Annotated in this window: 12 protein-coding genes and 2 pseudogenes; 3 read left to right on the forward strand and 11 right to left on the reverse strand. The window is 57.2% G+C overall.

All coding sequences use genetic code 11. The annotated features are described in order from the left end of the window. Window positions 1-79 precede the first annotated feature (79 nt). Window positions 80-529: a DUF2442 domain-containing protein gene (locus Q0C48_RS14105; protein WP_291525430.1), complete on the forward strand. Its 450-nt coding sequence runs from the start codon at window positions 80-82 to the stop codon at window positions 527-529. 341 nt (window positions 530-870) lie between these two features. Here Q0C48_RS14105 and Q0C48_RS14110 read toward each other — a convergent pair whose 3' ends face one another. Both Q0C48_RS14110 and Q0C48_RS14115 read right to left on the reverse strand, forming a co-directional pair. Beyond that, the gene (locus Q0C48_RS14110) at window positions 871-1,449 is read right to left on the reverse strand and encodes a hypothetical protein (RefSeq protein ID WP_291525432.1); all 579 of its coding nucleotides are present in this window, start codon (window positions 1,447-1,449) and stop codon (window positions 871-873) included. Window positions 1,450-1,470: 21 nt separating this feature from the next. Next, on the reverse strand, window positions 1,471-1,896 hold the full coding sequence (locus tag Q0C48_RS14115; protein ID WP_291525434.1) for a hypothetical protein: 426 nt from the start codon (window positions 1,894-1,896) through the stop codon (window positions 1,471-1,473). On the opposite strand from Q0C48_RS14115, the gene Q0C48_RS14120 reads away from it, so the two are divergent. Beyond that, complete coding sequence (locus tag Q0C48_RS14120) at window positions 1,890-2,027, forward strand: hypothetical protein (protein WP_291525436.1); 138 nt, start codon at window positions 1,890-1,892, stop codon at window positions 2,025-2,027. The genes Q0C48_RS14115 and Q0C48_RS14120 overlap by 7 nt on opposite strands. 187 nt (window positions 2,028-2,214) lie before the next feature. On the opposite strand, the pseudogene tnpA reads toward Q0C48_RS14120, so the two are convergent. Next, window positions 2,215-2,429, reverse strand: a pseudogene (tnpA, locus tag Q0C48_RS14125) (IS200/IS605 family transposase); the annotation flags it as partial. A gap of 126 nt (window positions 2,430-2,555) precedes the next feature. After that, window positions 2,556-4,445 carry a molecular chaperone HtpG gene (gene htpG, locus Q0C48_RS14130; protein WP_291525437.1) on the reverse strand — a complete coding sequence of 630 codons (1,890 nt, stop codon included), beginning with the start codon at window positions 4,443-4,445 and terminating at the stop codon, window positions 2,556-2,558. Window positions 4,446-4,823: 378 nt separating this feature from the next. Here htpG and Q0C48_RS14135 point away from each other — a divergent pair. Then, a pseudogene (locus Q0C48_RS14135) lies at window positions 4,824-5,165 on the forward strand (IS21 family transposase); the annotation flags it as partial. A 26-nt stretch (window positions 5,166-5,191) separates the two neighbouring features. Here Q0C48_RS14135 and Q0C48_RS14140 read toward each other — a convergent pair. From Q0C48_RS14140 to Q0C48_RS14170, 7 genes are all read right to left on the reverse strand, one after another. Further along, window positions 5,192-5,557 carry a P-II family nitrogen regulator gene (locus Q0C48_RS14140; RefSeq protein WP_291508199.1) on the reverse strand — a complete coding sequence of 122 codons (366 nt, stop codon included), beginning with the start codon at window positions 5,555-5,557 and terminating at the stop codon, window positions 5,192-5,194. Beyond that, the gene (locus Q0C48_RS14145; RefSeq protein WP_291525439.1) at window positions 5,554-8,697 is read right to left on the reverse strand and encodes a DUF2309 domain-containing protein; all 3,144 of its coding nucleotides are present in this window, start codon (window positions 8,695-8,697) and stop codon (window positions 5,554-5,556) included. Before Q0C48_RS14145 ends, Q0C48_RS14140 begins: the two co-directional genes overlap by 4 nt. Then, window positions 8,682-9,461, reverse strand: coding sequence for a hypothetical protein (locus Q0C48_RS14150; protein WP_291525441.1), 780 nt, complete (start codon window positions 9,459-9,461; stop codon window positions 8,682-8,684). The genes Q0C48_RS14145 and Q0C48_RS14150 overlap by 16 nt, the downstream gene beginning before the upstream one ends. Before the next feature lie 4 nt (window positions 9,462-9,465). Beyond that, window positions 9,466-11,151, reverse strand: coding sequence for a proton-conducting transporter membrane subunit (locus Q0C48_RS14155; RefSeq protein ID WP_291525443.1), 1,686 nt, complete (start codon window positions 11,149-11,151; stop codon window positions 9,466-9,468). 367 nt (window positions 11,152-11,518) lie between these two features. After that, window positions 11,519-12,493, reverse strand: coding sequence for a class II fructose-bisphosphate aldolase (locus Q0C48_RS14160; RefSeq protein WP_291525445.1), 975 nt, complete (start codon window positions 12,491-12,493; stop codon window positions 11,519-11,521). Window positions 12,494-12,629: 136 nt separating this feature from the next. Next, on the reverse strand, window positions 12,630-14,966 hold the full coding sequence (locus tag Q0C48_RS14165; RefSeq protein WP_291525447.1) for a nitric oxide reductase activation protein NorD: 2,337 nt from the start codon (window positions 14,964-14,966) through the stop codon (window positions 12,630-12,632). Between the two features lie 41 nt (window positions 14,967-15,007). Next, window positions 15,008-15,472: CbbQ/NirQ/NorQ C-terminal domain-containing protein (locus tag Q0C48_RS14170; protein WP_291525449.1), on the reverse strand; the 465-nt coding region annotated here is incomplete at its 5' end.

Raw genomic sequence — 15,472 nt, forward strand, 5'->3', positions numbered from 1 at the left:
GGAAGCGATTGGAACCGGTGCGGACCTGGATTGAGGCGCATCGGGATGTCCTGTTGACGGAATATCGGAGGTTGAATCCATGAATCAAGCACCCAGAATTGAAACGGCGACGATTACTGGCCCGTTCCAGATAGAAATCCATTGGTCCACCGGCGAAGTGTTTACCACGGATCTCAAGGATCTTATTGGTCCGCCACGGAAGGAAGACCCCTTTTGCGCGCTTCATGATCCGGCCTTCTTCGCTCAGGGGCATGCAGATGACTGGGGCGACGGTCTGAGTTGGCCCGGCGGATTGGATCTGGGCGCAGACCGTCTCTATGCCCTGGGGAGGAAACAGGCAGGATTACCAACGCGTGAGGACTTCATCCAGTGGATGGAGCGGAACAATCTCAGTCTGACTCATGCGGCAGAAGCCATCGGTATGACTCGGCGCATGATGGCCTATTACAAAAACGGCTCGCGGCCGATACCAAAGACCGTTTGGCTGGCCTGCATCGGTTATGAGGTGCTTGAACGCCACGCAGCTTGATTAAGGTGAATAATGGCCGATTTTGCAGCGGGAGCGGTCATTCCCCCCCAGCTTGGGGAGGAGTAATATCGGCCAGAACCGGACACCTACTCCTGGTACAAACAATTTAAATAAGAAGATCTGATGCATACTTTTTGCACAGCTCGTTGAATGGCTCATTCGCATACTGTGCATTTAAAGTCGGTTCAAATAGAATAGCACATTCGCGTCCAATCGCTAGCTCAGGCCACGCCAGTTTCGTGATTAGGGTGACGATCGCATATGCTTCTAGGTATCCGAGATATGATATCCGCATTCCCATTGCGCTGTAGATTGGCCCATTGCTATTCCAAAGATGAGCATTACCCCCGACAGAGCCGCTCGTACAGGTTCCCATGCCAGTCTTTATTCTTTCTTTCTTCTATATTGCCGGTCAGTGACACCCCCATTTCTTTGAAAGCCATTTCCTCTTTGGTGTCGATGCCCCTACGTCGTCCAAGCTTCTTGGATATGTCTTTGAACCCCAATTCTTTACCGGATCTCCATGCTGACCATTTAACTCCATTCTTGGATACATGACAGTCGCATGCAAAGACCATCACCTCTAGATAATTCCTTAGAGATGCTACTGCTTGCTTGTAATAGCCATGAGTTAAATTAAAAAGTGCAGCTGCCAAGTCGTCACTTCCATCAAGCATGCCATCCAGCAATATTCCTTCAGTAGGAAACATCTCTATCCAGTCACTCCACAACGCATGTAAATGCGCAATTCGACTACCTTGGTGATTGGTAGTCCTAACTGCGACATCATCTGGGAGCGTCATAATTTCGTGCCACACATTTTCGCTAATCAGATCAGTCGGGGCAGATTCTGGGCCGTCGTCACTGATGGAAAAATCTTCCGGCTCCAACACTCTCCGGACTGCACGAAAATCATCCAAATCAAGTTTCCGTGTCATTGGCTAGTTACGCCTTTTTTTTCTGCATGCCGGGAACTCGGGATAAGCCCGGCGCACCAAGGAGAGGGACTCGTGATTGACCTTGACCAGAATCTTCGCCTCGCTGTGTTTCTGCGCGGCACGAAGTAGGCGGATGAACTGAAAAGTATCGCCATAGCCCTGTTCGTCGTGGATGAGCAGGGTTTGGCCGGGAATCGGGCGTCCGTCCCAGCAGGGGGCGACCTGGATGTGTCGGGCGAGGGCCGTGGTGTGCGGCAGATGGTAGCGGTATCGGTACGCTTCCCATCCGCGCGCGAAGTCCCCCAAGGTAAGCAGGGTGTCGGCAAGATCGTCGCGCGCCGGAAGATCACCGGGGAGGGTCTCGACGATCATCTCCTGTATCTTGCGTACGGCCTCAAACCGGCCCTGACGGCGGTAGGCCAATGCCAACAGCTTCCAGAGGGGGATGGGGCCCGCCCGCCCTGCAGATAGGGATGCAGGAGGGTTCCCACCGCCTCGGGGAGATCAGCGGCAATAAGCGCCTGACCGTGGGCGAGGAGTTCGGCGATGGTGTTCAGTGACAAAAAAGTTTCATCCTGACACCGGGGGACCACCGTAACCCATTGATTTTTTGTTCTCCGGGTTTGGCATAAAATTTAATGTTTCATCCTGGCGTCTCGCGGATTTTCTGCCCCCTCGGGGTGCTCTTTACTTCCAGTGGCAGGTTGGCAGCGGCTGCCGACCATCAGCGGAATCACTGCCCACGATCGGCGGAATCGAAATCAGCATACGGACATGGTCCACCATCAGATGTCCCACTTCTATCCGGCTTTCCTTATGCTGGGCCAAGGCCCGAAATACCTCCCCAAGATCATTCTGTAACTGACCGTACAACACCTTACCTTATGCTGGCACTTCGGAATAAACACTATATGATACCTGCACCCCCACCTGCTGTGCCTTAGGCTCAATCCCTCGTCCATCGGTACCTCCTTCGTCGTGTGCTTGGCGGCTCGCAACGTCGGTTCTCCGATGGACTCCGCTATACGTCAAACATCTACTGTCACCCCGGCAGAGCCGGGGGATTTCCTGTTTTTGGTTAAGCAAGCTCAGCCTGCCAGCGCAAGCATCAACTGATTGATGCGGGCGACGAAACCGGCAGGATCTTCTAATTGCCCCCCCTCAGCCAGAATTGCTTGATCCAGCAGCAGTGCTGACCATTCGGCGAAGCGCGTATCGTCTTTTTCGCCTTCTATGCGTGCCAGCATGGGATGGGTCGGGTTGATCTCCAAGACAGGTTTGGTGCTGGATACTTCGTGGCCGGCCTGCTTGAGCAGTTGCTGCATGTACAGGGCCATGTCCCGCTCGCCTAGGACGATACAGGCCGGAGAACTGGTCAGACGATGGGAGACGCGCACAGCCTCCACCCGCTCGCCCAAGGCATTTTTGATGCGTTCCACCAAACCCTCAGCACCCTTTTCCGTTTCTTCCTGCGATTTGCGTTCTTCTTCGGTTTCAATGGCGCCCAGGTCAAGTGCACCTTTGGCGACGGATGTCAGTGCCTTACCCTCAAATTCGGGCAGATGGCTGGTCAGCCATTCATCTACGCGATCGCTGAGCAGCAATACTTCGATGCCTTTTTTGCGCAGCAACTCCAACTGCGGGCTGTTCTTGGCGGCAAGGAAGGAGTCCGCAGTGATGTAGTAAATTTTGTCTTGACCCTCGGCCATACGCGCGAGGTAATCGGCCAGCGATACATTTTGCGTGTCTGTGTCCGTGTGGGTGCTGGCGAAGCGTAGCAGCTTGGCGATCTGTTCGCGGTTGCTATAATCCTCGCCCGGTCCTTCCTTAAGTGCCCGTCCGAATTCATTCCAAAACGTCTGATATTTTTCGGGCTCTTTCCCGGCCATTTCCTCGAGGAGACTCAGTATTCGTTTCACCGAACCGGAGCGCATCTGATCAATGACTCGGTTACCTTGCAGAATCTCGCGGGAGACGTTAAGAGGCAAATCGCTGGAATCGATCACACCGCGCACAAAGCGCAGGTAGCGGGGAAGGAGCTGCTCGGCATCGTCCATGATGAAGACGCGCTGCACATAGAGCTTGATACCGTGGGAATGGTTGTGATCCCAGAGATCAAAGGGTGCTTTGGCAGGAATGAAGAGTAAGGAGGTGTATTCCAGTCGTCCTTCAACATGGTTGTGGCTCCAGGTCAGAGGGTCGCCATAGTCGTGGCTGACGTAGCGATAAAACTCCTTGTACTCGTCGTCGCTGATCTCGGACTTGGATCGTTGCCAGAGAGCGGAGGCCTTATTGACCGTTTCCCATTCGTCACCAGGTTTGCCATCTTCGCCTATTTTGCGCATACGGATCGACAGGGGTATGTGATCCGAATACTTGTTGATGATGCTGCGTAAGCGCCATGCGCTGAGCAGGTCCTGGCGTTCTTCCTCGCGCAGGTGCAAGACGATTTCGGTACCGCGCGCGGGCAGATCCAGGGTTTCCAGGGTGTAGGTTCCGGTACCGTCCGACTCCCAGCGAACACCATGCTCGGCCTCCATGCCGGCGCGACGCGTGTTCAGGCTGACGCTATCTGCAACGATGAATGCCGAATAAAAACCTACTCCGAACTGGCCGATCAGCTTGGCGTCTTTGGTCTGATCGCCGCTGAGGCGTTCAAAGAACTCTCGCGTTCCGGATTTGGCGATAGTGCCGATATTAGCAATCACCTCGTCGCGGTTCATGCCAATACCGTTGTCTCGCACGGTAATGGTGCCGGCCTCGGGATCGAAGTCCACCTCGACCTTGAGTTCGCTGTCACCTGTTAAAAGGGCAGGGTCGGCCAATGCCTCGAAACGTAGCTTGTCGCAGGCGTCAGAGGCATTGGAGATCAACTCGCGCAGAAAGATTTCTTTGTTGGAGTAAAGCGAATGGATCATCAACTGCAATAGCTGATTGATCTCGGTTTGAAATTGCATGGTTTCCTTGCTGGCGGCCATTATCTCTCCTGATGAAGTAACGGGGTTCGCGCAGAGAGCGAACGGTTGAATGTAAGCAGGCTGAAAGTGGTGCCTGCCAAAGGGAAAATCAAGGCCGCAGGTGCCTCATCCAAACCAGGCGCTGATGGGGATTCCTCGCGAGAGGATCGTTGGTGCGTATTCCGGGGCATCGTGGGCAGTGATTCTGATTGATGGTGGGCACCCGTTACGATTGATCGTGGGCACTTTTGTGGATTTTCCGGAATCGGTGCCCACGATGCCGGAACGGTGTCCCGGTTTCCCCTTGGCGAAAAGAAAACATTCTGGTCATTCATTGGCTTAAACAGCATCCTTGGCTCTTTTTACAGGAGATCCAGGATGCCCACACCGAGGATGACCATGAAGGCAATTCAAGAAGTAATCCGTTTACATGCTGCAGGCCTCAGCCAGCGGCAAATTGCGCAGGCCTGCCGTCTTTCTAAGGGAGCGATTGGCAAATATTTGCAGAAGGCCGAACAGGCCAGTATCTCTTGGCCTTTGCCTCCCGAAATGGACCCGGCAAAACTGGAAGCACTGCTTTTCCCCAGCCATCGGTCCGCCACTGTGACGGCGCCAGTGATGCCGGATTTTGCGGCCATCCACACGGAGATGCGGCGCAAGGGGATGACTCTGCAACTTTTATGGGAAGAGTATGTAGCAGCGCATGACGAACAGCGCGTCTATCAGTATTCCCAGTTCTGTGCTGCCGCACGGGTACGCGGTGACGGCTATGAAGGCGGCGTTACCGGCCAGCGCCCATTCGGGGCGCAATTCTTGAACTTGACCAAACGGCTCACCTGGATATCAGAAACGAACATTACCCCCTGATGCTTCTCGAAGAAGGGGGTGAAACCCTCGAGGATGGGCGAGACGAGTTCCTCGGGCACGGCGACAATGATCATGATGAGAACATCGTCCTCATTGAACATCAAATGACTCTCGTAGATACCGTGGCTGCCTTTGCCCGACAGGTTGCCCACGATCGAATAGCCCTTCACCCCCGCCCGATCGAGGAGATCGGTGGCAAAGTCACGATGGGCACCTTCAAGAATGATTTCGACCTTCTTCAAGGGATGGAGATTGAGGGTATTCATGCACTGGCCTCCAAAAGGGTTAGTCTCTGCTGCCGACCCGAATCCGGGTGGACCTGAAATTCGCCATCTTCCAACACCAGGGCGCGGTAGTCATCCTCAGGGTCGAGGACTATGACCCGCAGCCAGCCACCCATGATTAGCGCCTTGACCTTGGGTAGGCGACCTACGGCGGCCAAGACGAAAGGCGCCGGGGCCTCGACCAGGGCGATGAGCCGCACCGGCTCGTGATAGGGCTTACCATCCTTGTATATGGACTGGATGGGCAGACCGGTACGCAGATCGCTCTGATTGCCGGTCATCACCCCAAAGCGCCCAGCCACATTGTGGTACGCCTTACTCCCACTACCAAAGTGATGGACATCGACCGTCGAAAAATAATGCTCGAGGTTGATCCACTCGCCCACCACCACTGGTGCCGACAGAATGTTTTCGAGAAAGCGCCCCTTAGGGTCAAGGCGATAATCGTAGGATTGCAGGAAGGATCGGCCCTGTAGGTCTACCCCCTCGGTCAGATGCCGGCCACCGATGATGCCATAGAGATTGCGGGAGAGACCCCACTCCGGTCGCACCTGCGACCAATCGTGGGCACGGCGGCGTGCCATGGCCGCCGCGGCGTAGGGGTCCTCGGCAAGTTTGCCTGTCGCTCCCAAGGTTGGCATCCGCTCTGCCGCCGTTCGTCGGGTTGCTGCCGCAAGACCATTGCGCAAACGCTCCAGATAGAGCAGGTGCCGAGCGGGCAGGAGGTCGAGATCGTAGAGATCAATCTGGTCCGTGGTAGTGTTATGGGTGGCTGGCAGGAACCAGGTATCATCGGGGATAACGACGCCATTCTCCGCCAAGCGCCGCCGTACCTCGGGCTTGTTGGCCATGGCGCAGATCACCCGGGCATTGGGCAGCCCTTTACCACCACCGCAGGCGCCACAGTCGAGAGCCGACTCGTAGGGGTTGTTCTGGGTCTGACTCTCATGGGCCACCATCAGAACGAAGCGCGAGAAATTGCGATTGAGTCCAGTCGAGAGCAGGGCCTGGGAGACATAGCGCACCTGCTCGTCGATACTGAAACCGAGGCGCCCAATGCGTTCCATCTGCAGGCTGGTTTCCTGCCGATCCACCCGATATACCGTGCGCAGCTTTTCGATGAACTCCGCTTCTGCCGCAGCCGCAAGCCCCAGACGTCTAGCCAAGGAATTCTGCCCCTCCTGATGACCCAAGACAATCTCACGTAACTCCCGAACCTCGTCATCGGTAACGCGATCGCGGCTCACGCCCAGCTCCTTACCCAAGGCCCGCACGATCATCGCCCGCTGCACCGCACGTATGATGGAGTCAGCCTGCTCGGCATTGAGCTTGTCCACCAGCAGACGGGTGGAAGGCTTTTCGGCATGCAGGCGCTGGTGGATCTCGTGATAGGTGACCGGCGCCACGGTCTTGCCGATCAGCCCCAGACTGAAGAGTAGACCCACCGCCTCTACCGCCACGAAGGGCGAGAGCACGGAGGATTTGAGGTCGTGCAGTACATGCTCCAGGGCCCCATACAGAGGTTCTTCCTCGAGATTCAGCTCGACGGTAATTTCGACGACGAGATTTCGCGGAGTCTGCACCGCTGGGCAGAGGTGGACTTCGCTACCCTTGCCATATTCCAGGTAGCCAATGGGCACCCCAAAGAATCCGGCAATGCCGAGGGTCTGGTAATCCCCCAGGGCCTCCAGATGGCGGCGCATAGGTTCGGAACGAACGTCGATGCAGAAGAAGGCCTGAGCGAAGGGACGCTTCTCCGGTTTGGACTCCGGCAGGTGCACCTTGCGCACCAGATCGGTGATGTAGTGGGACTCCATCGCTTTCAGCCAGTTAAAGCCTTCGCGCCTTTCCCAATTGCGCAAGATCTGCAGGAACTGCTCAATTTGGGTTGGATCCAGGGTCTTCAGGGCCTCTTCGGCCGTGGGAGAAACCCGCCGCGCCAGTTCCCGCAGGGCCTGGGCCTGCTGTCGCGCTTCATGGACCAGCTTGGCCTGAATGTAGTCCAGAGCCAGACCTTCGTAGCCCCGCTGCGAACGGCGGGCGAGCGCATCATCCACCCGCTGCGCCCAGCCGGGCATGATGGTCCCGCCATATAGTTCGAGCCGAAGATAGGCTGCGAAAGGGTCCTGCTCGACGAAGTCCTGGACGGCCTCGGCATCGCCCGGGCAAGCATGGTGTCGGGCCGCCTCCTGTAAGAGGGCCAGACCCAGCACCATACGCACCGCCAGGAAATCCGTGAGGTCTGCCGGATAGCGCGTGGCCCAGTAGTGGTGCTTGGCCATGCTGCGAAAGCGGATGAAGCCAGCCCAGCCATGCAAGCGAGTGAGCTGGCGAGTGATGTACTTCTGCCAGGATTCCTCGGGGATCTTGAGGAGCACGAGGATTTGGGCAATCACTCCTTCGGGGCTCTCAGAAGATGCGAGCAGCTCACGCAGATGCAGTCCGCGCAGGAAGAAGCGAACATTTCGCCATGCCACTTTCTTCCAAGCAAAGTAAAAGCCCTGCTCACGCCCCGGGGCCTGCCACGCCGACTGCCCCTCGTCAAAAAAGTCGAGGCAGCTTTTTACCAACAGGTCATTGAGGGTACTGCCGATGTCCGTACCGAAGAGACGATCCACATTGGCGTAAACTGGCCCGTCGTGAGCGATCTTGCGGGCCAGAAGGGTATGGAGCCCCTCGATTACTACTCTGCTGTCGAGCTTCGCTGAGCGCCCCCGCAGGACGGCCGCCAAGGCCTCGCCATCGAGCCAGTCGTGACTGGCTATCAGTCGTTCTGCAGAACACTCTGTGATCAGTGTCCAGAGCCAGGCATCGACATCGATGCCTGGCAGATCCACCGCCTGATCTTCAACGAAGCGGCGCACATAGCGCCGCAGAGCAGAGTCATCCACTTTTCCTTCTCGACGGTAGCCCTGATAGTGCTGACGAGGTAGGTAGCCGCGCCCATTAAAAAGGCGACATCCCTCCTCTACAGCCTCCTCGAAGGGCAAATGCTCCAGACCGAAAAGGGGATTGTGGTGAATGAAGGTGCGCATGGGCCAAAAACGCGGGATCGGCTCGCTGGCCACATAGATCATCGACCGGACCTTGAGCCGGTCACCCAAAGTCAGATTCCTGTCCATGCTCCACTCCAAATCAGTCCAGACAATGCGAAGAAAAACAGGACCACGGCCCCGGCCCAAGTGATTCCCAGACCCAGGTCAACCATGGGCTCACCCCGATAGATACCAAAAAGCAGGTCCTGCAGGAAACGGCCAGCGGACCAGCCCCAAATAAGGAGTAACAGAAGCAAAGGCCAGAGCCAAGCAAGATCGAGCCGGTGAAATACCTGCAAGAGTCCGAAAAAACTCGGAAAGATCGGAGTGGCCACAAGGGCCAGGGCACTGAGGGTGATGAGTGCCGAAAGACGTGGCAGAACCGTAGCCAGCCCACCTTGCAGACCCAGATAAGCTCCTCCCATGCGGTCACTGAGCATCCCCGCCCAGATCATCAGCAGGGCCGCGGGCAAAGACAAGGCCAGGACAAAAAGCGCGACACTGTGCACTTGGGCACCATTGGCCACCAGCAGCCAGCTCAAAGTCAGGCCAGAGCTCGCCATGAGCCGCGACCAAATACTGATTTCCCGAGCACTGACGGCACGAAAGGCGTAAAACACGCTGGTAAAGAGAACCAGCATCAGCCAGATCCGCTGCAGCGACAGGGGTAGCAGGAGCAAGGCCAAGGGACCTGTGTGGTAGAGCAGTAAAACTCCCAGCTGCGGGAGCACCAGGATGGCGAGGGCTCGCCCCCACGGGCCGGGGGCTGAGCCTATCAGACGATTGAATATCCAGCTCAAGGGGAAGACCGGGAGCAGGACGGCGGCAAGCAACAAAACGATCCACTCCATGGCCTCAGCTCCAGCGTAGCCAGACGTTGAGACGACGAGAAGCACTAAGCAGGAGCTGCGTCACTCGCACGTAGAGATCGTTGATGTAGAGCTCCCGGGACAGTAGGGCGTAAATGGCCAGATAACCACCCTGCCAGCGCTGGCTAATGCGCTCACCCAAATTCTGCGCATCTCCAAAGAAGGTCAAGACCCAGCCACCCACGAAGAGCAGGGCGAGGATAATCATCAGAACTTCGTAGGAAAGTATCCCGATGCTTGCCGAAGCGTAGAGCCGAAGACTGGCCTCATGCGAATAAAGGAATCTGGCAAAATAGTGGCTGATCAGCGTGTAACCAATCACCACCAGCACGAAAGAGCCCAAAATCCCCCCCATGAGCTGCCATGGGTTGGTATGGGTCATCTTGTGGGCGGCAAAGAGAGCCTGCGCACCTGTGACCCAGGCAAAGAAGAGCAGTACGATCACGCCCTGCTCGAAAAAGAGGTGCGTGGCCACAAAGAAGTGCGAGAGACTTAGCACCAGCACCGGCACCAGGATGGTCAGTGCGGCAGCGGTGAGCCAAGGCAGGCGTAAAGGCTTAGTCGGGCGCCGTTCGACGATGTAGACATAGATTGGGTCCGGCGGCACCCCGTCATTAGCGCGGGCATCACCAATGGCGTTGCCCGCTCCGAGGAAGAGCGAGGCCTTGAAGAAGCCATGGGCAATGAGGTGGAAAACCGCCAAAGGAAAGGCCCCAAGGCCACATTCCATGACCATGAAACCCATCTGCCCCATGGTGGAATAGCCCAGGGACCGCTTGACGTCATTCTGGATGAGCATCAGGGCCGAACCGACTACGGCAGTGATCAATCCCACCACGAAAGCAATGTGCAGGGCAAGGCCTGTGTACTCGAAGATCGGCGCGAAACGGTTGAAGAGAAAGCCACCGGCATTGACGATACCGGCGTGCATCAGGGCCGAGACCGGGGTCGGCCCATCCATGGTGTAGGGCAACCAGCCGTGCAGCAAAAACTGCGCCGAGCGAGCAAAGGCCGCTAGCGCCACGAGAATCCCTGTCCAGGCCGGTACCGTCATCCCCCAAATCTGGACAGCGTTGGGCGCCGCCGCGATTTGGGCGAAGATCACTGGCAGGGCGAGACTGTGATAGCTCTTGTAGAGGATGAAGGCAGCCAACCAAAGGGGAAGATCGCCAACCCGATAGGTGATCTGCGTCCAGAAGGCATAGCGTCCAGAAGCGGGCCGGTCGGTATCGTGACCGAGCAGGAAATAGAGGAGCACTCCGACCAAGAACCAGGCCACGAGCAAGGTGATGAGATCAGCAGCAGAAACCATGAAGAGGATGGTTGCCGTCATCAAGTCGAGCATGGCAAAGAAACGTGGATAATTGGGCTCCTCAATCATGTAGCGTACCGAGTACATATGCACCAGCAGACTAATGCCAGAGACGAAGGCCCACATGATCAGGGTCAAAGGATCAAGCCAGATGCTCCCCCAGATCTGGCCGATATACTCCACCCGGGGCAGCCCAACTGCGACATAATTGCCAAGCAGAATCAGAGACAGCAAAAAGGTAACCAGGGTGGCCAGCACACTGAGCCGGGCTGCACCCGGCTTGCTATGCCGCAGGACGGCAAAGATCAGCAATGCCGCGAGGGCAGGCACGAAAGGTACGATGATCGCTAGTGGGTCCATCGCCAACTCCTCACCAGTTACACTCCTTTCCAGCCAGCCGGAATACTGCTTCATTAAGATGCCCGGACATAACGTCGGCCGGATGCCCCGCCCTTGAATGCGCTGGACTGAAACCACTTTAACTGCTCATTTTAATTAAGTTAAGTTAAGTATAGTGAATATTATCTTATAGTATTATATAAACGTAATATTACATTATGCTTCTGCACCGGCTAAAGATTTCTACGTCGCTGGCACCCTACCCGGCTCGCCGATGGGAAAGGTCGGGACTGGCACCATCTTTGGCATCTGCGCGATAAAAAGGTAGGCATGGTACAGGTGATGATCCCTCAGCACCGCCACTTCGTAGCAAGGGCTGCATGGGGTTTCATGGACGCGACCTTGCAAACAGCACTTTCGCGTTTCCCGTATCGTTGAACGCCCTGGAAGCCTCCGTTTCAGCGGACTTGCGGTCTAAACCGGGCACCGCAGGAGTCCAAGTGCGGCACTGGGTCAGGATCTCAGCCGCACGACCGCCGCAGCCCCATATCCGGATGCAGCGCTCTGCTTCGATACGAATCGCTTCCCGGACACCCTCCACCAGACCGGCATATCCTCCCTCCGGGGCCAGCGTGTTTTCCCGAATACGTCGTGCAGCAACCTCGAACAGCGGTTCACAGTAATTGACCTTGGCTGCGCCGGAGCGGATCAAACGTCGGAATTGATCATCGGTGAAACCTGCACTGCCGTGAATCGCCAGGGGGATGCCAACAGCTTGGTTAATTTTCGAGAGGCGGGGAAAATCATGTTTGGAGCCTCCGCTGCTTATTCTGCTCACAGATACCGCCAAGCAGCCTACCCCGCTTCGCTCGACGTAATGCTTGGCTTCGAGCGGGGAAGTCGGGCAACCCGCCGCAGACTCTGCCGCATCATCGAGTTGCACGCTCTCCAAATGGCCCAATTGGCCCACGACCAGTACGCCGCGTGGAGCAGCCAGATTGACCACTTTTTTGGTTAGCGCAACGTTTTCCGGCAGCAGGCAGGACGATGCGTTGAACACCACTCCGCCGCACCCTGTGCCAATCGCACCCTCCGCCAATTGGGGGTCGTTGTCCACCTCGACCTGGAACGACACGGGAATAGTGGCGCGCTGACCCATTTCGATTACGGCCTTGGCCAAGGATTCAATGCCACCTGCTCCGGGATACGATTTGGATAAACTCAGGATGACGGGCGCGCGCAGATGCTCGGCAGCCTCGATCACCCCCTCCAGGATATCCCAGCCAGCCACGCCGAAGGCGCCTACCGCATAGCCGTGGCGATAAGCGTGGTGCAACATGTCCGTCATATCGATCAAAGGCATCCTGTCCTCCTCAAAGTGCGCAAATATGGGCACGTTCCATAGACGTAGTTTCTGCAGTCTTTTCCGCTGACGACTCCCCATGTCCAAATCAAAAGTGTTCGGCCACCCGACCGAAATTTCGACGAGGCTTCCGGCTTCATTGAGTCAACCCCAGATAAAGCAGCGGAAGTTTCTCCGGCAACCGCTGCACGTGGTCCACCACCATGTAGTTCTTGGCACCAAAAATACGCGACACATATTCGTCTGCCCTGGGATCGAGACTCAGGCAATAAGTGGCGATGCCGTTGCGCGTCAAATCTTCCACCGCTTTCTTAGCGTCGTAACGCAGGTACTGAGGGTCGCGCACGTCGTTGTCGGCGGGTTCGCCATCGGTGAGCACTAGCAGCAGCTTTTTGTTGCTGGACTGACGTTTCAGTATCGAGCCAGCGTGGCGCATCGCTGCCCCCATGCGCGTGGACAGCTGGCCGGTCATGCCCGCCAAGTGCGCCTTTGCCTTATCATTGTATGGCGCGTCAAAATCCTTGAAGCGAAAATACTCCACGTCATGGCGGCCGTTGGAATCGAATCCGTGGATGGCGAAGGGGTCGCCGATCTTATCCATGGCATCGGCGAGCAGCACCGTGGCCTCGCGCGCCAGCTGCAACACGGTATTTTCCGAGCCCAGCACCGGGTCGTTGGTGGATTCGGACAGGTCGATCAGGAGCAGCACCGACAGATCGCGCACCTTGCGGATATTGCGCATCATGATGCGCGGGTCGGGCTGCTCGCCCATGCGCATCTCGATCATGGCGCGGATTGCCGCGTTCAGGTCGATCTCGTCGCCGTCCTCCTGCTTGCGCAGACGCTGCACCCCCTGGGGCTGCATGGCCTCGATCAGGAACTTGAGCCGCCCGACGATCGGTTTGTGCTTCGTCACGATCTGTTCAATCATCTCCAGGCCACCGCTTTTGGCGTGCTTTTCCAACACCGTGCACCAGTCCGGGCGATCCAGTTGCATCTGGTAGTCCCACTCGGCGTAGTGGTAGGGCTGGGGCGGTGGTTCCTTGCCTTCCAGCTCGTTGTAGCTCTTGCCGAGGTCTTCGTAGGGGAACAGCTCGCTGGAGAGTACCCAGATTTCTTGCGCGTCGTCGCCGGCGGTCTCGACCTCGAGCTCGTTGACGAATTCCATGAGACTAACCTGCTTGCGCACCTGCTTGTCCTGCCACGGCACCGCGTGCTCAAAGTCCGATACTTCGGCGGAATCCCACAGATGGCGGTTGTCGTCGCGATAGGGCGCGCTGAGCACATCGGTATGCGGGCTGTATACCAGCCGCAACTGCACCAGATCGTGGGCAAGCATCACCCCCAAGTCCCACGCGAGCTGATTGCTCACAAGCTGATTTGCCCGCTCGGCAAACATCAGCCTGGCCTTGGCAATCAACGGGTCGGGATCGGCGTAGTCAGGGTCCAGCAGCGCACGTGCGATACGGTTGAGATAATCGCCGACGCTCGCGTTCTGGTCGGGCGTGACAAAATGGAGTTTTTGCCACAAAGGTGCGAGGCCGGGGAAAGCACTAATCGCCAGTTGTTCCACACGCGCGTCTTCCATGGCGCCGATAACCAACATTTGCAGGGGTGTAAGCGCCTCGGCGGAAAGCGCTTCCCGGGTATACATCTGATGCGCCGCGGCGTGAGCGCAGGCTGCGCGATAAAGTTCCACGCCGCCGATCTTGCCGGAAGGAAGCTCCAGGTCATCATAGGCGTCGGGCAAGTGGATGATGTAGCCCTCAATATAGGGCTGATAGCCCTCGCGTTGCTCGAAATCGCCGCTGGTGGGGCGCATGAAGAAATCGCGCCCCCACAAGGCGCGTAGATACATGCCGATGCGCCGCTGCACATCGATGAACAGGGTGCCTTTACGCTCCTGTTGTAATACACCGATGGATTCCGGACTTTCTAAGGAGAAATACTTCGTTTGGGCTTCGAAATCCGTCTTGTGCGCCTGCGCACCCCACAACGCCCAGCGCCGCAGACCACCCAGCGTCAGTTGGCCGAGCAGGATACCAAGGTGATCCAGCATCGGGCGCACACCACGCGGTGCCTGTGCCAGCAGGGTGTCGATCAGGTGCAGATAGCCCCGGAACAGATCCAGGTCGCCCAGCCGCGCCGCAGCGACGGGGCTAGAGGAAAACAGCAGGGAGATCACTGCGGCGCTGGTTTTGGAATACATCTTGATGGCAGCCGCCAGCAAATCGCTCACGGCGTCTTCACCCAGTTCGCGCGCCACGGCTGGCGCACTCTGGATATAGGACACCACAAGGTCGGTGCCGCGCCCCAGCGACTTTAGGCTGGCCGCGCCGCGCAGATAGGTCTCTAGGCCACGCGGGCTAAATATCCGCAAGGCCTCCCCCCAAGACGCGCGCAGCACCTCGCCAGCGTGATCTCCGAGCTCGTCCAATATGTTCTGATACTTTTCGAGTTCGACCGCCATCATTTTGCTCCGTCAAGCTCTGTAATACCGCTATACGTACTGGGCTAAAAGAAAGTCGTCACCGCCGCATCCAGTGCATCGCGCATGTCTGAGTCGTCGGTGATCGGGCGCACCAGCGTCACACGGCAGGCGGCCATGGGATCCACACCCTTAGCGATTAGGTTGCCAGCGTAGATCAGCATACGCGTGGAGATACCCTCGTCGAGCCCATGGCCCTTGAGGTTGCGCGCCCGCTCGGCGATGGACACCAGCTTGTCGGCCGTGTCGTTAGACACACCACTTTCGTGAGAAACGATCTCGACCTCAATGGCGTGCTCAGGGTAGTTGAAATCCAGAGCGCCGAAACGCTGCTTGGTAGACTGTTTCAAGTCCTTCATCAGGCTCTGGTAGCCTGGGTTGTAGGAGATTACCAACTGGAAATCGGGGTGGGCCTGCACCAGTTCGCCCTTCTTCTCCAGCGGCAGCACACGGCGGCTGTCGGTCAGCGGGTGGATCACCACGGTGGTGTC

The sequence above is a fragment of the Acidithiobacillus sp. genome, from assembly GCF_023255755.1.
Classification (GTDB): Bacteria; Pseudomonadota; Gammaproteobacteria; order Acidithiobacillales; family Acidithiobacillaceae; genus Acidithiobacillus.

Excerpts from the sequence above, each read along its gene's own strand:
- htpG (WP_291525437.1), bottom strand. The coding sequence starts at position 4,445 with ATGGCCGCCAGCAAGGAAACCATGCAATTTCAAACCGAGATCAATCAG.
- Q0C48_RS14160 (WP_291525445.1), bottom strand. The coding sequence starts at position 12,493 with ATGCCTTTGATCGATATGACGGACATGTTGCACCACGCTTATCGCCAC.
- Q0C48_RS14140 (WP_291508199.1), bottom strand. The coding sequence starts at position 5,557 with ATGAATACCCTCAATCTCCATCCCTTGAAGAAGGTCGAAATCATTCTT.
- Q0C48_RS14165 (WP_291525447.1), bottom strand. The coding sequence starts at position 14,966 with ATGATGGCGGTCGAACTCGAAAAGTATCAGAACATATTGGACGAGCTC.
- Q0C48_RS14105 (WP_291525430.1), top strand. The coding sequence starts at position 80 with ATGAATCAAGCACCCAGAATTGAAACGGCGACGATTACTGGCCCGTTC.
- Q0C48_RS14145 (WP_291525439.1), bottom strand. The coding sequence starts at position 8,697 with ATGGACAGGAATCTGACTTTGGGTGACCGGCTCAAGGTCCGGTCGATG.
- Q0C48_RS14150 (WP_291525441.1), bottom strand. The coding sequence starts at position 9,461 with ATGGAGTGGATCGTTTTGTTGCTTGCCGCCGTCCTGCTCCCGGTCTTC.
- Q0C48_RS14120 (WP_291525436.1), top strand. The coding sequence starts at position 1,890 with ATGCCAACAGCTTCCAGAGGGGGATGGGGCCCGCCCGCCCTGCAGATA.
- Q0C48_RS14155 (WP_291525443.1), bottom strand. The coding sequence starts at position 11,151 with ATGGACCCACTAGCGATCATCGTACCTTTCGTGCCTGCCCTCGCGGCA.